The sequence below is a fragment of the Buttiauxella gaviniae genome (assembly GCF_040786275.1).
GTDB classification, from domain to species: Bacteria; Pseudomonadota; Gammaproteobacteria; order Enterobacterales; family Enterobacteriaceae; genus Buttiauxella; species Buttiauxella gaviniae_A.
This window is the reverse complement of sequence record NZ_JBFMVT010000002.1, coordinates 1,150,608-1,170,431: the sequence shown is the minus strand read 5'-3', so window position 1 is coordinate 1,170,431 and position 19,824 is coordinate 1,150,608. Positions and strand designations below refer to the sequence as shown.

23 protein-coding genes and 1 riboswitch are annotated in these 19,824 nt (G+C 52.4%); of the genes, 7 read left to right on the top strand and 16 right to left on the bottom strand.

Annotation, left to right across the window (positions count from 1 at the left end):
- Positions 1-56: 56 nt before the first annotated feature.
- The gene (gene araC, locus AB1E22_RS05985) at positions 57-902 is read left to right on the top strand and encodes an arabinose operon transcriptional regulator AraC (protein ID WP_367594517.1); all 846 of its coding nucleotides are present in this window, start codon (positions 57-59) and stop codon (positions 900-902) included.
- An 87-nt stretch (positions 903-989) separates the two neighbouring features.
- Complete coding sequence (locus AB1E22_RS05980) at positions 990-1,763, top strand: DedA family protein (RefSeq protein WP_367594516.1); 774 nt, start codon at positions 990-992, stop codon at positions 1,761-1,763.
- Here the strand turns inward: AB1E22_RS05980 and thiQ are convergent.
- The 4 genes from thiQ to sgrR form a co-directional block, all read right to left on the bottom strand.
- On the bottom strand, positions 1,760-2,458 hold the full coding sequence (thiQ, locus tag AB1E22_RS05975) for a thiamine ABC transporter ATP-binding protein ThiQ (RefSeq protein WP_367594515.1): 699 nt from the start codon (positions 2,456-2,458) through the stop codon (positions 1,760-1,762). The two genes, AB1E22_RS05980 and thiQ, sit on opposite strands and share 4 nt — an antisense overlap.
- Before the next feature lie 77 nt (positions 2,459-2,535).
- On the bottom strand, positions 2,536-4,173 hold the full coding sequence (thiP, locus tag AB1E22_RS05970; protein WP_367594514.1) for a thiamine/thiamine pyrophosphate ABC transporter permease ThiP: 1,638 nt from the start codon (positions 4,171-4,173) through the stop codon (positions 2,536-2,538).
- Positions 4,149-5,132, bottom strand: coding sequence for a thiamine ABC transporter substrate binding subunit (gene thiB, locus AB1E22_RS05965; RefSeq protein WP_367594513.1), 984 nt, complete (start codon positions 5,130-5,132; stop codon positions 4,149-4,151). The genes thiP and thiB overlap by 25 nt, the downstream gene beginning before the upstream one ends.
- A gap of 36 nt (positions 5,133-5,168) precedes the next feature.
- Positions 5,169-5,268: riboswitch (TPP riboswitch) on the bottom strand.
- Positions 5,269-5,304: 36 nt separating this feature from the next.
- Entirely contained in the window at positions 5,305-6,963 is a 1,659-nt protein-coding gene (gene sgrR, locus AB1E22_RS05960) for an HTH-type transcriptional regulator SgrR (protein ID WP_367594512.1), read from the bottom strand.
- A gap of 88 nt (positions 6,964-7,051) precedes the next feature.
- On the opposite strand from sgrR, the gene sgrT reads away from it, so the two are divergent.
- Positions 7,052-7,213: a glucose uptake inhibitor SgrT gene (gene sgrT / locus AB1E22_RS05955; RefSeq protein WP_367594511.1), complete on the top strand. Its 162-nt coding sequence runs from the start codon at positions 7,052-7,054 to the stop codon at positions 7,211-7,213.
- Between the two features lie 181 nt (positions 7,214-7,394).
- Positions 7,395-8,573: a sugar efflux transporter gene (locus tag AB1E22_RS05950; protein WP_367594510.1), complete on the top strand. Its 1,179-nt coding sequence runs from the start codon at positions 7,395-7,397 to the stop codon at positions 8,571-8,573.
- A gap of 83 nt (positions 8,574-8,656) precedes the next feature.
- Here AB1E22_RS05950 and hemW read toward each other — a convergent pair whose 3' ends face one another.
- Genes hemW through AB1E22_RS05925 form a run of 5 tightly spaced genes read right to left on the bottom strand, consistent with a single transcriptional unit; the run spans position 8,657 to position 11,967 of the window.
- On the bottom strand, positions 8,657-9,793 hold the full coding sequence (hemW, locus tag AB1E22_RS05945) for a radical SAM family heme chaperone HemW (protein WP_367594509.1): 1,137 nt from the start codon (positions 9,791-9,793) through the stop codon (positions 8,657-8,659).
- Positions 9,786-10,379, bottom strand: coding sequence for an XTP/dITP diphosphatase (locus AB1E22_RS05940; RefSeq protein ID WP_367594508.1), 594 nt, complete (start codon positions 10,377-10,379; stop codon positions 9,786-9,788). The genes hemW and AB1E22_RS05940 overlap by 8 nt, the downstream gene beginning before the upstream one ends.
- Positions 10,380-10,396: 17 nt before the next feature.
- Positions 10,397-10,687 (bottom strand): DUF167 family protein YggU, encoded by a 291-nt coding sequence (gene yggU, locus AB1E22_RS05935; RefSeq protein WP_367594507.1) that lies wholly within the window; start codon positions 10,685-10,687, stop codon positions 10,397-10,399.
- Positions 10,684-11,238, bottom strand: a complete 555-nt coding sequence (locus tag AB1E22_RS05930; protein WP_367594506.1) for a YggT family protein — start codon at positions 11,236-11,238, stop codon at positions 10,684-10,686. Before AB1E22_RS05930 ends, yggU begins: the two co-directional genes overlap by 4 nt.
- 24 nt (positions 11,239-11,262) lie before the next feature.
- Entirely contained in the window at positions 11,263-11,967 is a 705-nt protein-coding gene (locus tag AB1E22_RS05925) for a YggS family pyridoxal phosphate-dependent enzyme (protein ID WP_367597340.1), read from the bottom strand.
- Positions 11,968-11,982: 15 nt separating this feature from the next.
- Between AB1E22_RS05925 and AB1E22_RS05920 the strand changes: the two genes are divergently transcribed.
- Genes AB1E22_RS05920 through AB1E22_RS05910 form a run of 3 tightly spaced genes read left to right on the top strand, consistent with a single transcriptional unit; the run spans position 11,983 to position 13,718 of the window.
- Complete coding sequence (locus tag AB1E22_RS05920; RefSeq protein ID WP_367594505.1) at positions 11,983-13,014, top strand: type IV pilus twitching motility protein PilT; 1,032 nt, start codon at positions 11,983-11,985, stop codon at positions 13,012-13,014.
- Positions 13,015-13,068: 54 nt separating this feature from the next.
- On the top strand, positions 13,069-13,251 hold the full coding sequence (locus AB1E22_RS05915) for a type II toxin-antitoxin system HicA family toxin (RefSeq protein WP_367594504.1): 183 nt from the start codon (positions 13,069-13,071) through the stop codon (positions 13,249-13,251).
- Positions 13,252-13,274: 23 nt separating this feature from the next.
- Positions 13,275-13,718, top strand: a complete 444-nt coding sequence (locus AB1E22_RS05910) for a type II toxin-antitoxin system HicB family antitoxin (protein WP_367594503.1) — start codon at positions 13,275-13,277, stop codon at positions 13,716-13,718.
- A 108-nt stretch (positions 13,719-13,826) separates the two neighbouring features.
- Here AB1E22_RS05910 and ruvX read toward each other — a convergent pair whose 3' ends face one another.
- The 7 genes from ruvX to AB1E22_RS05875 all read right to left on the bottom strand — a co-directional run bounded on the left by ruvX (position 13,827) and on the right by AB1E22_RS05875 (position 19,485).
- Positions 13,827-14,246, bottom strand: coding sequence for a Holliday junction resolvase RuvX (ruvX, locus tag AB1E22_RS05905; RefSeq protein ID WP_324118624.1), 420 nt, complete (start codon positions 14,244-14,246; stop codon positions 13,827-13,829).
- Positions 14,246-14,809: a YqgE/AlgH family protein gene (locus tag AB1E22_RS05900; RefSeq protein ID WP_367594502.1), complete on the bottom strand. Its 564-nt coding sequence runs from the start codon at positions 14,807-14,809 to the stop codon at positions 14,246-14,248. The genes ruvX and AB1E22_RS05900 overlap by 1 nt, the downstream gene beginning before the upstream one ends.
- Before the next feature lie 102 nt (positions 14,810-14,911).
- Positions 14,912-15,859 carry a glutathione synthase gene (gene gshB / locus AB1E22_RS05895; RefSeq protein ID WP_367594501.1) on the bottom strand — a complete coding sequence of 316 codons (948 nt, stop codon included), beginning with the start codon at positions 15,857-15,859 and terminating at the stop codon, positions 14,912-14,914.
- 15 nt (positions 15,860-15,874) lie between these two features.
- Positions 15,875-16,606 (bottom strand): 16S rRNA (uracil(1498)-N(3))-methyltransferase, encoded by a 732-nt coding sequence (gene rsmE, locus AB1E22_RS05890; RefSeq protein WP_367594500.1) that lies wholly within the window; start codon positions 16,604-16,606, stop codon positions 15,875-15,877.
- 97 nt (positions 16,607-16,703) lie between these two features.
- On the bottom strand, positions 16,704-17,411 hold the full coding sequence (gene endA, locus AB1E22_RS05885) for a deoxyribonuclease I (protein ID WP_367594499.1): 708 nt from the start codon (positions 17,409-17,411) through the stop codon (positions 16,704-16,706).
- Positions 17,412-17,503: 92 nt separating this feature from the next.
- Positions 17,504-18,019 (bottom strand): SprT family zinc-dependent metalloprotease, encoded by a 516-nt coding sequence (locus AB1E22_RS05880; protein ID WP_367594498.1) that lies wholly within the window; start codon positions 18,017-18,019, stop codon positions 17,504-17,506.
- A 71-nt stretch (positions 18,020-18,090) separates the two neighbouring features.
- Entirely contained in the window at positions 18,091-19,485 is a 1,395-nt protein-coding gene (locus tag AB1E22_RS05875; RefSeq protein WP_367594497.1) for a sugar porter family MFS transporter, read from the bottom strand.
- Positions 19,486-19,824 lie beyond the last annotated feature (339 nt).

Below are 19,824 nucleotides of genomic sequence, written 5' to 3'. Positions count from 1 at the left end.
ATGCATGGATATGGACAAATTGTTCCCGTTAGCCCCCTTAAAGAGCGAGCCTGGTGATGCCTGAAATGCAAAATGATCCCCTCTTACCGGGGTACTCTTTTAACGCCCATTTGGTGGCAGGATTAACGCCGATTGACGCCGAAGGGCCGCTGGATTTTTTCATCGACCGCCCGCTTGGCATGAAAGGCTACATCCTCAATTTAACGATTCGCGGTGAAGGGGTGATTAATAATCAGGGGAAAAATTACGTCTGTCGCCCCGGCGATATCTTGCTGTTTCCACCGGGTGAAGTGCACCACTATGGCCGCGCGCCAGACAGCAAAGAGTGGTATCACCAGTGGGTTTACTTCCGCCCGCGGGCGTACTGGCAGGAGTGGTTAAACTGGGAGCCTATCTTCGCGCATACGGGGTTTTTTCGTCCGGATGATGCTCATCAGCAAAGTTTTTCTCAGCTTTTTGGTCAGATTATTGAAGCCGGGCAGGCGGAAGGGCGCTATGCAGAATTACTGGCGATTAACCTGCTGGAGCAATTGTTATTGCGGCGAATGGAAGTGCTCAACGCCTCGCTAAATCCTCCGCTTGATAACCGTGTCCGTGATGCGTGCCAGTACATCAGCGACCATTTGGCCGATAACCATTTTGATATAGCAAGCGTTGCGCAGCACGTCTGTTTGTCACCCTCACGCCTCTCGCATCTGTTCCGTCAGCAGCTTGGCGTCAGCGTTTTAAGCTGGCGTGAGGATCAACGTATTCTCCAGGCAAAACTGCTGTTAAGCACCACTCGCATGCCTATTGCCAGCGTCGGACGCAATGTCGGCTTTGAAGATCAGCTCTACTTTTCCCGGGTATTTAAGAAATGTACCGGGGCCAGTCCAAGCGAGTTTCGTGCGGGATGTGAATGAATCCTATAATTGATTCATACAAATGATGACTTGACGGGTTAGTACTCACTCAGGAGAATCGCCCACTCGTTTCTCGACGGATGCTTTATGGAAGCTTTGCTGGAACACTTTATTACTCAGTCGGTGGCGTATTCACTTATCGCGGTGATGCTGGTGGCTTTTCTGGAATCACTGGCGCTGGTTGGGCTCATCCTTCCTGGCACCGTGATGATGGCAGGGCTAGGCGCGCTGATCGGTGGCGGCCAGGTTGGTTTTTATCATGCCTGGGCTGCGGGGATTGTCGGCTGCCTGCTCGGTGACTGGCTTTCATTTTGGTTGGGGGGCCGTTTTAAAGGGCCTTTGCATCGCTGGTCGTTCATGAAAAAGAACAAAGCGCTGCTGGATAAAACTGAACACGCACTGCATCAGCACAGCATGTTTACTATTCTGGTTGGCCGCTTTGTTGGCCCGACGCGCCCGCTGGTGCCGATGGTGGCGGGGATGTTAGACCTGCCGGTTTCGAAATTTATCATCCCGAATATTATTGGTTGTCTCTTCTGGCCGCCGATCTATTTTCTGCCTGGGATTCTGGCCGGAGCGGCGATTGATATCCCTGCGGATATGCAAAGCAGCAGCTTTAAGTGGCTGCTCCTGCTGGTGGCTTTGGTTATCTGGCTCGCGGCTTGGTTGTGCTGGCGTTGGTGGCGTAGCGGTAAATCGAGTGGTGACCGTTTAACACACTATCTGCCTCGCGCCCGTTTGCATTGGCTGGCGCCAACTATGGCGGCAGTGGCGGTAGGCAGTTTCGTCGCGATTCAAATGCACCCGTTAATGCCGATTTATCGCACTATTCTTTGGAAAGTGCTCACCGGCCACGCTTAACGGCCAATTCCCAACAGCGCCGAGGCGCTGGCTTCTCCGCTCAATAACGTTGCCGTATCGCCATCCCAGGCGATGCGGCCATCCACCACCACCAGGCTTCTTTGCGCTATCCGCGCGGCGTCTTCAATACTGTGTGAAACCATCAGCAGCGTCAGTTGCTGCTCGCGACAAAGATCATCCAGCAATTGAAGCATTTCCTGACGTAACGCCGGGTCCAGCGCTGAGAACGGTTCATCCAGCAGCAAAATGGGTTGCTCGCGCACCAGGCAGCGGGCGAGGGCGACGCGCTGACGCTGGCCGCCGGAAAGCTGTGAGGGCAGTCGGTCAAGCAAATCGCTTATCGCCATTTGGCGGGCAATTGTCGTCAGGCGCTCAAGCTGCGCGGCATTGAGTTTAAGGCCGGGATTTAGCCCCAGGCCAATGTTCTGGCGCACCGTCAAATGCGTGAAAAGGTTATTCTCCTGGAACAGCATCGACACCGGTCGCTGGGCCGGAGCGGTACGCGTGTGGTCATCGCCGTGCAGCAGAATCTGCCCGCTGGCGGGAGTAAGAAAACCGGCGATCAAACTGAGCAGCGTACTTTTCCCCGCCCCACTTGGCCCCAGCACCGCAACGCGTTCTCCGGCATTAATCTTCACAGAAAAGCGCATCGGCAAATGGTGATAGAGCCAGGTTATATCAGTCAGAGTTAGCATTCCCTTCTCCTTCAAGTTGCAGGTGCGTTGGCTGCCTTCTTTCATCCAGGTCACATAGTTTTCTATGCTTCCAGGCTTCATTCACTTGCCGCCTTCCCGCAACCCGAATGATTTTGGGAATGGCGTCCCGGAAGTTTTTCAATCAATGTGAATAAAGCAAAGCACAGTATCAGCAGGATTAGCGCCGTCACGGCGCCGTCCTGGCTGCGATATGAACCAATTTGTTGATAGAGATAGAACGGCAGGGTGCGGAAATCGTCGTTGCCAAATAGCGCAACCACGCCGAAATCACCAATCGACAGCACGCAGGCAAACGCCAGCGCCTGTGCCAGCGGGCGTTTTAACGCGCGCAATTCAATGTAACGCAGGCGGTTTAGCCCGTTGATATTCAGGGACTGGCACAGTTTGTTATAGCGTTCCGCGACATCCAGCATCGGGTTTTCCAGCACTTTCAACGCATAGGGGATCGCCATCAAAGCATTGGTGAAAATCACAATGCCGTCTGCTGATTGCGGTAGCCCGACGGTGTTATTGAGCAACAGGAAAAATCCCGTCGCGAGCACAATGCCGGGCATCGCCAGAATTAACATTCCGCTGAGTTCCAACGCCTGGCCCGCGAAAGCCCGGTTGCGCAGACGTAACTCTCGCGAACTCCACAGCAGCATCATGGTGATCGCTATGCAGATTAATCCCGCCCCGACGGCGATTCTTAACGAGGTAAACAGTGCCTGCCAGAGAATCGGCTGCGAAAGCACCGAACTAAAACCGCTATTCATCCCGTCGATAATGACGGCCAGCAACGGAGGCAGTAGCAGTAGCAGGGCGAGCGTAATTAACACCCCATCGCAAAGCTTACGGCGCAGGTTATCTTGCGGATCGCGCCAGCCTTGCATCTGGCTGATGCCTGGGGCAATCGCTTTGCTGAGCCGCTGGCTCATCAGCACCAGGCCCAAACAGCAAATCATTTGTACTAATGCGAGCAGTGCCGCACGGGCAGGATCGTAGTCGTAACTCAGCGCCTGGAAGATTGCCAGCTCGATAGTGGTGGCCTGCGGCCCGCCGCCCAGCGAAAGCACTGTGGCAAAACTTGCGAAACAGAGCATGAAAATCAGCGCAGCAGCCGGCAATATCTGGCGGCGCAGCCAGGGCCACTCCACGAAACGAAAGAAATTCCAGCCCTGCATCCCAAGCTGGGCGGCGACCTGGCGTTGTTCGCTGGGGATATTTTCTAACGCCTGAAGCAAAAGCCGTGTCGCCATTGGCATATTGAAAAAGACGTGCGCCAGTAAAATGCCTTTTAAGCCGTACGGCGAAAACGCCCACTCGATTCCCAGCCGGTCACAAAGGGAGGCCAGCCAGCCTTCACGCCCGTAGACCGTCAGAATACCGAACACCGCCACCAGCACCGGCAGAACCAACGTCATAGCGCAAAGACGCAGGAGCGCAACACGTCCGGGGAACCGGCGGCGATACAGCGCTCGCGCCAAAAAAATTGCCGGAAACACGGACAATGCCGCAGAGAGAAACGCCTGCCAGAAAGAGAAACGCAGCACGTGCCACAAATAGCTATCCTGCAAAAGCGCGCGGATATCGGTTTGCGGCGCGTTAAACCACAGCGCCATAAAAGCCGCGAGGGCTACAGCCACCACCAGCGTGGCGGCACATAGCCCTGGGATCAGCCAGCCTGCAATTAGCGGCTGACGGCGCGTTGCCATTCGTTAATCCAGTTGGCGCGTTGTTTAGAAACGTCTTGCGCGCTGTATTCCAGCGTCGTTTGCGGTTTTACCAGGCCGTTAAAGCCTTCCGGCAATTTCACATCGGTCACCGGATACATCCAGTTGCCGGTTGGGATAGTGTTCTGGAAGCCAGGGGACGCGATAAATTTCATGAACTTTTCGGCAAGCTCAGGCTGTTTGCTGGAAGCCAGGCGGCCTGCCACTTCGACCTGCAAATAATGGCCTTCGCTGAAATTCGCCGCCGCGTAGTTATCTTTCTTCTCTTCGATAATGTGGTAGGCCGGGGACGTGGTGTAGCTCATTACCAGATCGCCTTCGCCTTTCAGGAACAGGCCGTAGGCTTCAGACCAGCCTTTGGTGACGGTGACGGTTTTCTTCGCCAGTTTTTGCCAGGCTTCAGGCGCTTTGTCGCCATACACTTTTTGCATCCACAACAGCAGACCAAGCCCTGGCGTACTGGTGCGCGGATCCTGATAAATCACCTTCCATTTTTGGTCACTTTCGACCAGCTCTTTCAGGCTCTTCGGCGGATTTTGCAGTTTGTTTTTATCGTAAACAAACGCGAAGTAGCCGTAATCGAACGGCACGAAGGTGTTGTTATTCCAGCCGCCAGGGATTTTCAGTGCGCTTGTATCCACATTGCTCGGGGCAAACAGTTTGGTTTGCGCCGCCGCTTCCAGCAGATTGTTATCCAGACCAAGAATCACGTCCGCCTTACTGTTTTTGCCTTCCATGCGCAGGCGGTTCAGCAGGGAAACACCATCTTCCAGTGCGACAAATTTCAGCTCGCAATTGCAGTCCGCTTCGAAAGCTTTTTTCACCGCAGGGCCAGGGCCCCAGTCGGCGGCAAAGGAGTCGTAGGTGTAAACAGTCAGCAGGGGTTTTGCGAAAACAGGGGCGGCGATGAGCGCCAGTAACGGCAGGAATTTTTTGAACACTTTGCACCTCTTAGGATTAGGGGTGGCAAAGGACTTTGAGAATTGAGCCTCAAATCCCTTCGCCGGCGTTATCCGGATCAGGTTCGACGGGTATTATCTCAGCCAGACTTTTGTCTTAGCACCCCGTTGAGAACGCGTGCATTGTAATGACTTTGTGAATGTTGCGAAAGCTCTACGGTTCCGGTGGCGCAAACCACGCGGATTTAAAGTCGAACCACCCCAAGGTATTCATCCTCACACCGCGCATACTGCGTTGCCCTTCGATACGCAGCCAGTGGTGAATGAGGGGCAAAATATCATTATTTTCAACGCGCTGCTGGCACCACTCCGGGAGAGAAAGTTCGCCGTTATGCCATTTACGGGTATCCGTTTCCCAATCCATCGAGATACATTTTTGAATCAGCGGCACTTCATAAAGATGTGAATAAAGGGAAAATTCCAGCGGCAAGGTAAAGTTTGCGCTATTTAGCCAGATATCGCTTTCCGCATCGCCCTGATGCCACTCTTCATAACTCACTTCCTCGACGATAAGTTTAACGCCTTGCCGCGCCAGCAACGCTTCCATCACTTTACTGATCACGCGGTGCTCGACGTGATCGCGATAAAACGTCAGCGTGACGGATTCCAGCCCGGCGGGTTTCTCAAGAACCGGCTGCGGGCGCGTATGGTGCCAGCGTGGGAGCAAACCATAGGCCGGGAACCAGTACTGCTGATTTTGTTCGCCTGCGCTATACAGCAGATGAATGGGGGCCAGAATGTGGCTCAGCCAGCGGCGCACCTCTTTATTGCTGCCGCATTGAGAGCGGCTATCAAACAAAATGTAGTAACAGCCTTCTTCAAGACGGCTCTCAACCGCTTTCTCGCTATCAGGCATCCCGGATAATTGCACTGCGCAACTGACTTCCTCGCCGATCTCCGGTAACACCCAGAAATTCACCTCGTCAATTAATGCGCGATAGCCAAAGTAATCATCGTAAGCCTGAATTTTTAGCTGATTGGTGTTATTGCGCACCACGGAATACGGGCCAGAACCGACCGGCTGGCGGGCAAAATTGTTTAACGTTTGCCATTCACGGGGCAGGATCATTGCGTTCACGCTGCCCAACAACCACGGCAACCAGTTATCCGGTTGCGAAAGCGTGATATCTAACGTCCACGCGGTTGGCGAGGTAATTTGCGTAATGTGTGAGTAGAGCGGCAGGGCATTAATACGTTGCAGCGATGTCACGACATCCAGCATGTCCAGTTCGCGGCCATGGTGAAAATGAATGCCGGGGCGCAAATAAAAGCGCCAGTGTAAGGGGGAAATTTGCTGCCAGTGGTGCGCAATATCCGCTTCCAGTTCCCCATTTTCCTCATTTATTCGGATCAATCCGCTGAAAATTTGCCGGGCAATATGGGTTTCTGAACGGCGTAACGCCGAGCCAGGCAACAGATTGAGCAGGGGGCGATAGTAGAGAACGCGCAGAATATGCCGCCCCTGGCGGAAGCTACGCCCAAGATGGGAGATCAACATCTGACGAACTGCGGCTTTATCGCCCACTATCTGTACGAGCTGATCGATCCTGTCCTGCTCGAGAAGATCTTCTGCCCGCTGCTGCTGGAGTGCAAGGCCGGTATAAAGGAATTCAAGCTGTGAGCGCTTGCCGCGGCCGGCTTCCGCTTTCCAACTGAGCCAACCTTTTTCCTGCATCGCGCTGAGTAAAGTCCGCATATGGCGCCGGGAACAATTCAGCAGCGAGGCTAAATCATTTAACGTCGTTTCCTGCGGCTTGCCTTCAAAGCATTGCCATAAGCGTATGAACTGTTGTTGCAGACGACCTGAAGACATAAAAGAGGAACTCCCGCCAGAAACTCATCAATTTAACTTTCCTCATATTACGTCAATAATCATCAACGTTGAAAGTGAGGAGGTGCATATGAAACGGTCGCCAGTGGTTAAGTTTTATCAACAGTATTTTGCCGCAACACAAAGTGTTTCTGCTGGATGGCTGGCTCGCCTGACAGCATCGCAACGTCTGAGGATGCTCGAAGACTTAATGCAGTGGGAGATGACAACCCCCGCGACTGTGAAGCACTAACTCACCTATACATGTGTGACTGAGTATTGGTGAATTCACCAGGCCAGCAGATTATTACTGCTGGCTTTTTTATACCCGTCATTCTTCAAGCTGCAGGGGTGTTGGCTGTAACTTGAATAAGTTAGGGTATAGTTGAGAGCTTGCAATTTAATCACCCGCTCAAGCAAAAGGATCTTTCCGCATGGCCTGGTTTTTGACACAAGGACGACGCCTTAATCCGGTGTACGCTGCATTCATGGTAGTGGCTTTTATGATGGGGATTGCGGGCGCGTTGCAGGCTCCCACTCTTAGCCTTTTTTTAACGCGTGAAGTGCAAGTGCGGCCATTTTGGGTCGGGTTGTTTTACACCGTTAATGCTATCGCCGGTATTTTAGTCAGCCTGATGCTGGCGAAGCGTTCCGACAGCCGGGGTGACAGGCGCAAACTGATTATGGTTTGCTGCGTAATGGCCGTGGCAAACTGCGTGCTCTTTGCTTTTAACCGCCACTACCTGACGTTAATCACTATTGGCGTGATGTTCGCCTCTATTGCTAACACCGCGATGCCGCAAATTTTTGCCCTGGCTCGGGAGTATGCGGATAACTCGGCGCGCGAAGTGGTGATGTTCAGCTCAATCATGCGTGCGCAGCTTTCGCTTGCCTGGGTTATTGGCCCGCCGCTGTCGTTTATGCTGGCGCTAAATTACGGTTTTACCACCATGTTTCTTATCGCTGCGGGGATTTTTGTTATCTCGCTGGCGCTTATCTTTTTCGCCCTCCCTTCGGTTAAGAGAATTGAGCAGCCTGCAGATGTGGCGCTCACGCAGGTCAGCGGCTGGCAAGATAAAAACGTACGCATGCTATTTATCGCCTCCATGCTGATGTGGACCTGCAACACCATGTACATCATCGATATGCCGCTGTGGATCAGTACCGATTTAGGGCTGCCGGAATCGTTAGCCGGGCTTCTGATGGGAACGGCGGCGGGCCTTGAGATCCCAGCGATGATCCTTGCAGGTTACTACGTGAAGCGTTTTGGGAAACGCCGTATGATGGTGATTGCGGTGGCGGCGGGCGTGCTGTTCTATGTGGGGCTGATTCTGTTCCACAGCCACACGGCGCTGATATTACTCCAGCTCTTTAACGCGGTATTTATCGGGATTGTCGCCGGTATCGGCATGCTGTGGTTCCAGGATTTAATGCCGGGCAGACCGGGTTCTGCGACCACGTTATTTACCAATAGCATTTCGACGGGCGTGATTCTGGCGGGGGTTCTTCAGGGCGCCCTGGCGGAAAGTTTTGGCCACTATTCGGTATATTGGCTGATTGCCGGGCTTGCGGTGCTGGCGCTGATTTTGACTAGTAGAGTGAAGAATATTTAAGTTTTTGTAATTAAAAATAATTTCGGGTGGACTGGGTTGTGTAGGGCGGGTAAGCGCAGCGCCACCCGCCATTTACAACAGAATTACTCAGCCAAAAACAGCTCCAGCAATGAGTTGAGGAACAGCTTACCGTGCTCGGTGATCTGCCAGTATTCCGGCGTCTCAACCAGATAATTTTTGGTAATAGCCTCATCCAGTTGCGCACGAATTGCTGACTCATCCAGCCCGGTATAAAGACTAAATTCATTCCGCGGCGCGGCTTCCAGCAGGCGGAAACGGTTCATAAAGAATTCAAACGGTTTGTCTGCCTGTTCCACATCGTGCTGGCGATCGAGATATTTCCCTTCCATATAACCGCGCGGATGGCGTGTTTTAGCGGTGCGCAAAATACGCCCGTCCGGGAATGTCACTTTGCCGTGCGCCCCGCAGCCAATCCCCAGATAGTCACCAAAACGCCAGTAGTTCAGATTATGCTGACACTGATAGCCCGGTTTGGCGTAGGCCGAGGTTTCGTATTGCTGATAGCCTGCGGCCGTAAGCAATTTGTCGCCTTGCTCGAAAATATCCCACAGCGCATCGTCGTCCGGCAATTTTGGCGGGCGTGAGCCAAATAGCGTATTTGGCTCAATGGTTAGCTGATACCAGGAAAGATGCGGGGGATTGAGTTCAATTGCCTGGCGCAAATCGTCCAGCGCCTCTTCAAGGGATTGATCCGGCAGGCCGTGCATTAAATCCAGGTTAAAGCTGCGTAAGCCTAACCCGCTCGCCAGGTTCGCCGCGCGTTTTGCCTCGCCAGAGTCATGAATACGCCCCAGACGTTTGAGTTTAGGCTCGCTGAAACTCTGCACGCCGATGGAGATTCGGTTCACACCCGCGCGCTGGTAGCCAACAAAACGGTCTGCTTCTACCGTGCCAGGGTTGGCTTCCATGGTAATTTCTGCATCTGCTGCCAACGGCAGACGGGCACGCACGCCGTCGAGCAGGGTTTGCATCGCCTCGCTGGAAAGCAGGCTCGGCGTTCCGCCACCAATAAAAATAGTCTTTATTTCACGTGCTTGCGCCATTGGCGCGTCGTTATCCAGATCGCGCAGCAGATGGGCGACATACTCGTCGTGCGGCACGTCGCCTTTAAGTGCATGAGAATTGAAGTCACAGTAGGGGCACTTCTGCACGCACCACGGGATGTGAATATAGAGACTCAGTGGCGGCAAATTAGCCATTTTTCATTGCTTCCAGTAACAGTTTTAGCGCTTGTCCACGATGGGAAATCGCGCGTTTTTCGTCTCGAGTCAGTTCTGCGGCAGTTTTGCCTTCGCTCGGGACAAAGAAAATCGGGTCGTAGCCAAAGCCGCCGGCCCCCGCTGATTCGCGAGTAATCTGGCCTTCCCAACTGCCGTGACACACGAGCGGCGTTGGGTCTTCAGCATGACGCATATACACCAGCACACAGTGGAAACGCGCTTTGCGCTGCTCGTCAGGCACATCTTTCAGCGCCACCAGCAGCTTTTCCAGGTTCTGTTGATCAGAGGCATCAAGGCCCGCGTAACGCGCGGAGTAGATCCCCGGCGCACCGCCCAGCACGTCTACAGCTAAACCAGAATCATCGGCAATCGCCGGTAAACCGGTCACCTGTGCAGCGTGGCGGGCTTTCAGAATCGCGTTCTCAATAAACGTCAGGCCGGTTTCTTCAACTGATTCCACGCCGAGTTCTGTCTGTGCCACTACATCCAGGCCAAAATCGCCGAGTAAATCAGCGAGTTCGCGCACCTTTCCGGCATTGCCGGTCGCGAGGACAACTTTTTGCATAGTGAATTCCTGTGAAATTATTCGAGCAATGCCGCGACTTCCGTCGGGATGTGTTGCGGGTCGATAATCTTAATTTGCTTATGACGGCCCAGTTCGCCTTTCTCAACCAACACCTGGCTTTTGGCGACGCGAAACTGTTTAGCCAGATATTTTACCAGGTGGGCGTTGGCTTTGCCGTCAATCGGTGGGGCGGTGATGGCGACTTTTAGCTCGTCGCCATGCAGCCCGATAATGCTGTCGCGGCTGGCTTTCGGCTGAATATACAGCCGTAAAACCAGCCCGTCGGCGCTAAGACTTACTGCACTCACAGCAAATACCACAGCCCCGGGAACAGATCCATGCCAAGGTAATTCAATGCATAGAGGATCAAAATCACCACCATTGCAGAGAAATCGATGCCGCCCATAGCAGGAATAATACGGCGAATCGGTGCCATCATTGGCTCGGTCATTTGCATCAGAACATATTCGATTGGGCTGCGGCCCTGGCTAATCCAGCTCATCAGCGAACGGATAATAATCACCCAGAACACTAGCGTACCGGCAGATTTCAGCAGTGATAACAAACCAACCAGCAGATTCATTGGGTCAAGCGACAGGGCGCCCACCTGAATCAGCAGCAGAATCGGATACTTCAGCGTGGTGAGAATAAACGCCACCAGCAGGGAAGAAGTATCAATCGGCCCAATAGACGGAATTACCCGGCGCAACGGCCCAACAATCGGCTGAGTAATTTTGACGATAAATTGTGCAAAAGGATTATAAAAATCACAACGTGACCACTGCATCCAGATGCGAATTAACAGCACCATCACATACAGTTCAATCAGTGTCTTGACCAGGAAAGTCAACGTCAGCATGGCGTTCCTCAATAATTAGAATGGTTAGCGAGCGGAGTAATCCCGCGCGCCGAAAATAGCGGTTCCAATGCGCACCATGGTGCTGCCTGCGGCAATCGCGGCGTCCATGTCATCGGTCATGCCCAGGGACAACGTATCAACCGTTGCATAACGGTTTTTGAGCGATGTGAAAGCGTCGGCCATTTTCTGGCAAACCGCTAACTGATGCTCGTAATCAGGTTCAGGGGCAGGAATTGCCATTAAACCTCGTAACAGCAAACCCGGAAGTGCTGCGACCTCTGCTGCAAGAGCATCAAGTTCGCTCAGCGTAATACCGGATTTGCTTTGTTCATCGCTGATATTTATTTGAATCAGTACGTTAAGCGGCGACAGTTCAGCCGGGCGCTGTTCGCTCAGGCGAGCGGCAATGCGTAACCTATCAACGGTATGACACCAGTCAAAATGCTCCGCCACCAGGCGACTTTTGTTCGACTGCAATGGGCCGATAAAGTGCCATTCCAGCTCGACTTCTCCGTTTTCGGCAAAGTAGCGAATTTTATCCACGCCTTCCTGGACGTAGTTTTCACCGAAGGCGCGCTGCCCGGCCTCTATCGCTTCTGCGATGGCGCTCGCAGGCTTAGTTTTGCTTACTGCAAGCAAAGTAACTTCTTCTGGAGCACGGCCGCAGCGTTCAGTTGCCGCCAGGATTTTATTCTGAACCTGTGCCAGATTGTGCGCTATCTCGTTCATAGGTTGGAAAGTGATATGGATATCGAAGAAATTGTGGCCCTTAGTGTAAAGCATAACGCCTCTGATCTACACCTGTGCGCGAAGCTTCCTGCTCGCTGGCGCAGGCAAGGGCGGCTTGAAAACCTGCCTGAAAGTGCGCCCGAACCCGATACCCTGCTGGATGCCTGGATCACTCAAGAGCAAAGAGAGCACCTCAAAGATAACGGGCAACTGGATTTTGCGGTCACGCTAAAGGGAGGCATGCGCCTGCGAGCGAACGCTTTCCGGCAGTTGCAGGGGTACTCGCTCGCTTTGCGTTTACTGGCGTCTCACAGCCCACAACTTGATGCGCTACACGCCCCTGGGCTGATTCCCGAATTACTCAAATTGCCTGACGGTTTAATTCTGGTGACCGGCGCCACCGGCAGCGGGAAATCCACCACCCTTGCCGCCATGGTGGACCATCTTAATCAGAATCTGGACGGGCATATTCTCACCCTGGAGGACCCAATTGAGTTTGTGCACCACTCACAGCGCTGTTTGATTCAACAGCGAGAACCCGGCCTGCATTGTCACTCTTTCGCGGCAGGATTACGCGCTGCGTTGCGCGAGGATCCGGATGTTATTTTATTGGGGGAATTACGCGACAGCGAAACCATCCGCCTTGCGCTGACCGCCGCAGAAACGGGGCATCTGGTATTGGCGACGCTTCACACTCGGGGGGCCGCACAGGCAGTGGAGCGGCTGGTGGACGTTTTCCCCGCCGAGGAAAAAAACATGGTGCGTAGCCAGCTTGCAGGAAGTTTAAAAGCGGTGCTTGCGCAGAAACTCGTGCCAGACCTTCACGGTGGCCGAGTTGCACTATATGAATTGCTGGTGAATACGCCCGCCATAGCGAGTCTTATCCGCGAAGGGAAAACGCATCAATTACCGGGGCAGATACAAACCGGACAGCAGTATGGCATGCAGAGTTTTGCGCAGAGTGAGGTGGTAATGCGGGCGCAGGGAAGGCTTGGGGAGAAACAAGATAACCATCGTGATTGGCAGGATGAAAAATGGCCATCGTAAATATTGTTTGTGTGTGTTTGCGTGTGTATGATTTTGTCAGATCAGGGGGAAGCAATGAAATCTTCTGATCTCATAAAAGAACTGAAGGCCGCAGGATGCGAACCCGTCAGAAACACTGGTGGCAGCCACTGGATAGGGTGGTCGCCAAATACAGGGAATACGTTCCCGGTTCCACATCCTAAAAAAGATTTACCCATCGGCACTGTCAGATTTATTCGTAAACTTGCGGGGATTTAATCCCACGCTCCCGGAGGTAACTCATGTTTTTTTCTGTTGGTGTGGAAATGCCTGCAAATGAGAACGAAGCGTATGGTCTGGTTGTGCCTGCGTTGTGTGTTGATAAATTTGGCTGTGTCTCAGCGGCGGATAATCAGGATGAAATTGCCGTAACAGTGCGCGAAGCCATTTTAATGATTGCCGATATGATGGTGAAAAGCGGTGTAGATATCACCCTGATAAAAGATGCTGGGCCTTTTGTTTATGCTGCTCATCCTGATTACGCCCATTGTAATCAATGGGTGATGGTGGATGTCGATTTATCTGCCCTGGAAGGGAAACAGCAGCGAATAAATATTTCGCTTCCGGACGCGCTTCTGGAACGTATTGATAACCGTGTGCAGCAGCCAGCATCGGGCTATCGCGATCGGAGCCATTTTCTGGCCGTCGCGGCAAGGCATGAATTAACTGAGGCTAAACGAAAATAGCGGCCAGCTAGAGATTTCCGCCTTGATGATTTTATACCCTAAATCATTCGAGCTGTGGGTAAGCGAGTGCAGCCAACACCCTCACAGCTCGAAGTATGACGGGTAAAATCAGGGATTATAGTCAAACCAGCTTTCAAGAATAATCACGGCTGAAGCTGAATCAATGCTGCCTTTGTTCAGAGCACGGAAGCCGCCGTGCTCAAACAACCCGGCACGTGCTTCAACGGTGCTAAGGCGCTCATCCTGCAAAGAGACTTTAACGCCAAAGCGCCCATGCAGGCGGTTGGCAAACTTGCGAGCCCGAACGGTCAGCGGTTGTTCGGTGCCATCCATATTCAGCGGCAGGCCAACGATAACTTCATCGGGCTGCCACTCTTTAAGGATTTTTTCGATTACGTTCCAGTCTGGTGTGCCGTCCTGCGCTTTTAACGCGGTAAGAGGGCGTGCGGTACCGGTAATGCGTTGGCCAATCGCAACACCAATGCTTTTGGTGCCAAAATCGAAGGCTAACAATGTTCCACTGCTCATTAAGCGTGCCCCGCTTCACTTGGCATATTGTGAATATCAATTCCGATTAATTTAGCGGCTTCACGCCAGCGTTCGGAAATAGGGGTATGGAAAAGAATAGAGGCATCGGCAGGGGCCGTGAGCCAGGCATTGTCCAGAATCTCTTGTTCCAGTTGCCCTTTTTCCCACGAGGAGTAACCGAGCGCGACAATTACATCCGCAGGCTGTTTTGCCGTACCGATGGTTTCGAGTACATCGCGGGATGTGGTAATCACGGTTTCGTCAGAAATGCGGATGCTGGAAGCAAAACAATCTGGTGGCGAATGCAGAATAAACCCACGGTCTTCCGCCAGCGGGCCGCCAATAAAGACAGGTTTATCAAGGCGAATTGCTGGGTCACGTGGTTCTGGTTCAATTTTTAGTTTTTCAAGAACACCGTCAACCTGAAGATTTTCAAGGGGTTTGTTAATAATTATCCCCATCGCGCCTTCGTCGTTGTATTCGCAAATATAAACGACAGCACGCTTAAACAGTGGGTCCTGGAGCGCCGGCATGGCAATTAGAAAGTGATGCTGTAAATTCATTGTCAGAGGTTCTGATCCCGGTTGAAAAAGCGACAGCACCCAGTATGCGGGGAAAGTGGCAGGCTGTCACTAGCTGGCGGTTTCCCTACCGCCACTCAGAGATTACTTCGCGAGGCGCTTCTCAATGGCGTCAAACAGCATGCCGGTAATCGACACCGGGAACTCGGCTTCGATTTCGCGGATACAGGTTGGGCTGGTGACGTTAATCTCGGTCAGGCGGTCGCCGATGATGTCCAGACCTACGAAGATAAGACCTTTCGCTTTAAGCGTTGGACCCACGCGGCGGGCAATTTCCCAGTCGCTTTCGGTCAGCGGACGCGGTTCGCCACGGCCACCGGCCGCCAGATTGCCACGCGTTTCACCACCTTGCGGAATGCGAGCCAGGCAATAGGGAACAGGTTCGCCATCAACGACCAGAACGCGTTTGTCACCATCAACAATGGCTGGCAGGTAGTTTTGCGCCATGCAATAGCGGTTGCCGAGTTCAGTCAGCGTTTCAGCAATCACGCCGAGGTTAGGGTCACCTTCTTTTACGCGGAAAATAGAGGTGCCACCCATACCGTCCAACGGCTTGAGGATAATATCGCCGTGTTTTTGCCAGAACGCTTTAAGCTGCGCTTTATTGCGTGTGACCAGCGTTTCCGGTGTTAAATCAGCAAACCAGGCGGTGAATAGCTTTTCGTTACAGTCGCGCAGGCTCTGCGGTTTGTTAACGATCAACGTGCCTTGTTCTTCGGCACGTTCAAGAATATAGGTCGCGTAGATGAATTCGGTATCAAAAGGAGGATCTTTACGCATTAACACCGCGTCGAGATCGGCAAGCTGAATATCTTGCTCGCTGCCAAATTCGTACCATTTATCGTAGTTCTGCTCGACATTGACCAGGCGGGTGCGCGCACGCGCTTCACCGTTGATCAAATACAGATCTGCCATTTCCATATAGTGCAGTTCGTAACCACGGCGCTGGGCTTCCAGCAGCATAGCAAAACTTGAATCTTTCTTGATGTTAATGTTTGCGATGGGGTCCATCACGATGCCGAGCTTAATCATTGTTTTTCTCCGGTTTTATCCCAGGTCGCCAAATCGCACTTGAAGCGCGGTAATGGCGGTTAGCGCGGTAGTCTCAGTACGCAGAACGCGAGGTCCCAACAGAATATCAGTAAACTGATGACGTGCGGTCATGGCAATTTCATCAGCCGTTAACCCGCCTTCCGGGCCAATCAGCAGGCGGACTCGTTCAACAGGCTGCGGCAAGGTATTGATACTGGCGCTGGCGCGTGGATGGAGGTTTAATTTCAGGCTCTCATCCTGCTCCGCACACCAGGCTTCAAGATCTATTGCCGGGCGAATTTCTGGCACCGTGTTGCGACCGCATTGTTCGCAGGCGGCAATGGCAATTTTCTGCCACTGCTGGAGCTTCTTATTCAGGCGTTCGGCATCCAGTTTCACGCCACAGCGCTCAGAAAACAAAGGTGTAATCACGTTTACGCCCAGTTCAACGGCTTTCTGAATCGTGAATTCCATCTTTTCGCCGCGCGACATCACCTGGCCAAGATGCAAGTGTAGCGGGGATTCGCGGTTATCAATGTTCGCGTTAAGTACTTTTACCCGCACACTTTTTTTATCGGCCTGAACGATTTCAGCATCGAAAACCTGATTACTTCCATCGAACAATTGCAGCGCATGGCCTGCACTCATGCGCAGTACGCGGCCAACGTGGTTAGCGGCATCTTCGCAAAGCGCTACATCCTGGCCGACGGTGAGTAATTCAGGGTGATGAATGCGGGGTATACGCATAGTTTTTATGATCCAGACAAAGGTGCGCGATTTTAGTCCCCTATCCTGGGGAGAAGGAGGAAAACCGCGCTAAATGAGTAATTCCCGCTAGTGTAGGTTAGCTGTTTTGTGCCTGGCAAGCCCGCAGCACATAAGGGTTATGATTGCCCTGAAGTTTAGCGATGCGTTCATCGCGCTCGCACTCCCACGCCGTGACCGGATATTGCTTGTTCCACGCCTCAAACAGTTGGGTTTGCTGGCGAGAGAGGGTGAGCTGATATTGGTCACGCATATAGAAGTAGGTGCGGGCGATGGTGCCCCGCGCCCGAGCAGGCGGTTCGGCAATTTTGTCTTTGAAGTCGACTTTCATTTCGCACTGCCCGTACTGGCCTTCGCCCCCATTCCACTGGCTGTACATGAAGTTATTGCGGTCAGCATTCACTTCACCTACTGCAGGTTGCAGGTTGTGCATGTCGCCTTCCATTTTGCGATATTCAGGATCTTTGGCGCAGTTTTTACGTCCACCATCCTGCCAGCACTGGCGCTGATGGCCGAATTGCCAGGCCGGAACGACATGTTCCCATTCGATGCGCGTGGCGCGGTTTTCATTTTTACGGACTTTATAACCGCAGGACTCAAGGTCAGGAATGCCTTTTTTGCCTTGCCAGTTAATCTTGCAGCCACAATAAAAGTCACCCGGGGCATCGGCGTTAACCTTCACGCCAGCCGCTTTGGCTTGAGAGAAATTATTGATACCGGTGCTAAAAGCAGAGAAAGAAATCAGCGCTGCAAAAGCTGCAACAGCAATTGAGAATTTGCGAGACATTTCCAGAATCCATACAAAAATGAGCCCGCACACTACCTCACGAGTTATCTGGATTCAATCAGCTTAATCAGGAAATTTTACGATTAATATTTTCAATTACAGGCAGTTGTAACTTCTGGTTTTAACAGGTCACCGCAATGAACGCAGCGATATTCCGCTTCGCCTCGAACGACCCGATTGTGGCGTCTGACGGTGAGCTGATGCTGCTGGCAACGGCAGCGGTAGGGAAAGGTATTTTTGCGAACGGACTGCACTTCAAACTGATGGGTACGGCGGGCCGGAACGCCGAGCACGCTTTCCATCATCCATTTCCACTCTTTCCCGTGTGGGGCGACACGGCCAAAGTGTTTCCAGACCAAAAGGTGCGCCAGTTCGTGCGGAACAACTTCATCGATAAACGTCTGCTGATTTTCCATCAGCAATACCGGATTGAGCCGAATTTCGTAGCTGTCCATCCATGCGGTGCCAGCCGCTGTTCCTCGTTGCTGGTAAACCAGTTTGGGTTCCGGATAGTTGCGACCTAAGTGCAGATTCGCCTGCTGAAGTTTTTCCCGCAGGCAGCGCATGACGGCCTGTTGGATGGCGATGGGGAGTCTTGGGGATTTCATAACGGGCAAGAATAGTGCGAGGTGGGGCGGGGTGCAAGCCCCTCTCCGTGAAGGAAAGGGGCCTGGGTGTCTTAGTTGTGAGCACCAATCTCGCGTAACTTACGACCTTTCATCAGGTTACGTTCGATGTGCTCCAGGGAGACGTGTTTGGTTTCCGGAACCAGCCACAGAGTGAGAACAATAAAGAACAGGTTCAACGCCGCGTAGACCCAGAAGGTGTTCGCATTGCCCAGCGTGTTCAGCATGGTCAGGAATGTTGCGCCGACAATCATGTTCGCAATCCAGTTGGTGGTGGTTGAGCAAGTGATACCGAAATCACGGCCTTTCAGCGGCTGAATTTCAGAACACAGAACCCAAATCAGCGGACCGGCACTCATTGCAAAGCCAACGATAAACATCAGCAGCATAGCGATAGCGAAGTATTGCGCGCCCTGGGAATGAATCCCCATATGCAGCATGGTACCCAATACGCCCATACCTACTGCCATGACCAGGAAGCCCAGCACCAGTGTTGGTTTACGGCCCCATCTGTCTACCAGACCGATGGCAATAAATGTCGCCAGCACGTTGATAAGCCCGACGATTACCGTGCCCCACATTTGTTGTGTGGTGTTGGCGAAGCCTGCGATTTCAAAGATTTTTGGCGCGTAGTACATAATGACGTTCATACCGGTGAACTGCTGCATCACCTGGAGCAGAACCCCGAGGAATACCGCGCGACGGAAGTGGCTGTTGTCTTTAAACAGTGACCAGCCGCTTTGTTTCACCTTCAGACTTTCGCGAATTTCTTCCAGTTCGTTTTTAGCTTCTGCACTGGTATCTCGCAGACGCAGCAGAACGCGTTCGGCGTCGTGGAAGCGGCGTTTTGCCGCGAACCAGCGCGGGCTGTCTGGCAGGAAGAATACGCCGACCAGCAGGATTATGGCTGGGATGGTAATGACCCCCAGCATCCAACGCCATGAGCCGCTGTAGCTGAAGGCGGTATCGGAAAGGTAAGCGCCAAGAATACCGATGGTGATCATCAACTGGTACATTGAGATCATACTGCCGCGGATTTTTTCCGGTGCAATCTCAGACAGGTAAAGCGGTGCGGTGTAAGACGCAACGCCAACAGCCAGGCCAAGCAACACGCGGGAGATAATCAGGATTTCGGTATTTGGTGCGAAAGCAGAGCACAGCGAACCGGCAACGAAAAGCACAGCACCGATCATCAGGCTGTATTTACGACCGATACGGAAGGAGAGCCAGCCACTGCCGATAGCGCCTACTGCCGCGCCAAACATCATCGAACTCACTACCCACTCTTGCTGATGTGCAGTTATCTGGAAATCTTTAGCGATAAACGGTAATGCACCGGCAATAACGCCGATATCAAGGCCAAATAACAAACCGGCCAGGGCTGCAAGGAAACAGACAAAAAAGGTCATGCTTTTGTTCGAGCGCCCTTGTTTTTTTATTTCAGGCATACTGCTCTCCAGTTGAATTATTAACTTTACCGGTATTAAGAGTAGGTTAACATCACGTAAAATTGTGTGATTCAACTCACGTTAGTGTAATCGGTTACACTAAAGTCAAGAACTGTAAATGATATTTTGCGAGTAAAAACATAGCGTTATGCGTGGAAAATAGAACCAAAAAAATGCGAGCAAGACTAATCTGAAATAATTTGTAACTAGCGCAGCAACAAACTGTTGTCATGAAGAATAGTCTTAATTAATGCCTTTACAACATCAATGTAACCGCTTCCACTGTATGTTATTTTTTTGATGAGAGGGATGTCGGAGGCGGGTTAAGAAGGTTCAGAA

Excerpts from the sequence above, each read along its gene's own strand:
- araC (WP_367594517.1), top strand. The coding sequence starts at position 57 with ATGCCTGAAATGCAAAATGATCCCCTCTTACCGGGGTACTCTTTTAAC.
- AB1E22_RS05980 (WP_367594516.1), top strand. The coding sequence starts at position 990 with ATGGAAGCTTTGCTGGAACACTTTATTACTCAGTCGGTGGCGTATTCA.
- thiQ (WP_367594515.1), bottom strand. The coding sequence starts at position 2,458 with ATGCTAACTCTGACTGATATAACCTGGCTCTATCACCATTTGCCGATG.
- thiP (WP_367594514.1), bottom strand. The coding sequence starts at position 4,173 with ATGGCAACGCGCCGTCAGCCGCTAATTGCAGGCTGGCTGATCCCAGGG.
- sgrR (WP_367594512.1), bottom strand. The coding sequence starts at position 6,963 with ATGTCTTCAGGTCGTCTGCAACAACAGTTCATACGCTTATGGCAATGC.
- sgrT (WP_367594511.1), top strand. The coding sequence starts at position 7,052 with ATGAAACGGTCGCCAGTGGTTAAGTTTTATCAACAGTATTTTGCCGCA.
- AB1E22_RS05950 (WP_367594510.1), top strand. The coding sequence starts at position 7,395 with ATGGCCTGGTTTTTGACACAAGGACGACGCCTTAATCCGGTGTACGCT.
- hemW (WP_367594509.1), bottom strand. The coding sequence starts at position 9,793 with ATGGCTAATTTGCCGCCACTGAGTCTCTATATTCACATCCCGTGGTGC.
- AB1E22_RS05940 (WP_367594508.1), bottom strand. The coding sequence starts at position 10,379 with ATGCAAAAAGTTGTCCTCGCGACCGGCAATGCCGGAAAGGTGCGCGAA.
- AB1E22_RS05930 (WP_367594506.1), bottom strand. The coding sequence starts at position 11,238 with ATGCTGACGTTGACTTTCCTGGTCAAGACACTGATTGAACTGTATGTG.
- AB1E22_RS05925 (WP_367597340.1), bottom strand. The coding sequence starts at position 11,967 with ATGAACGAGATAGCGCACAATCTGGCACAGGTTCAGAATAAAATCCTG.
- AB1E22_RS05920 (WP_367594505.1), top strand. The coding sequence starts at position 11,983 with ATGGATATCGAAGAAATTGTGGCCCTTAGTGTAAAGCATAACGCCTCT.
- AB1E22_RS05915 (WP_367594504.1), top strand. The coding sequence starts at position 13,069 with ATGAAATCTTCTGATCTCATAAAAGAACTGAAGGCCGCAGGATGCGAA.
- AB1E22_RS05910 (WP_367594503.1), top strand. The coding sequence starts at position 13,275 with ATGTTTTTTTCTGTTGGTGTGGAAATGCCTGCAAATGAGAACGAAGCG.
- ruvX (WP_324118624.1), bottom strand. The coding sequence starts at position 14,246 with ATGAGCAGTGGAACATTGTTAGCCTTCGATTTTGGCACCAAAAGCATT.
- AB1E22_RS05900 (WP_367594502.1), bottom strand. The coding sequence starts at position 14,809 with ATGAATTTACAGCATCACTTTCTAATTGCCATGCCGGCGCTCCAGGAC.
- gshB (WP_367594501.1), bottom strand. The coding sequence starts at position 15,859 with ATGATTAAGCTCGGCATCGTGATGGACCCCATCGCAAACATTAACATC.
- rsmE (WP_367594500.1), bottom strand. The coding sequence starts at position 16,606 with ATGCGTATACCCCGCATTCATCACCCTGAATTACTCACCGTCGGCCAG.
- endA (WP_367594499.1), bottom strand. The coding sequence starts at position 17,411 with ATGTCTCGCAAATTCTCAATTGCTGTTGCAGCTTTTGCAGCGCTGATT.
- AB1E22_RS05880 (WP_367594498.1), bottom strand. The coding sequence starts at position 18,019 with ATGAAATCCCCAAGACTCCCCATCGCCATCCAACAGGCCGTCATGCGC.
- AB1E22_RS05875 (WP_367594497.1), bottom strand. The coding sequence starts at position 19,485 with ATGCCTGAAATAAAAAAACAAGGGCGCTCGAACAAAAGCATGACCTTT.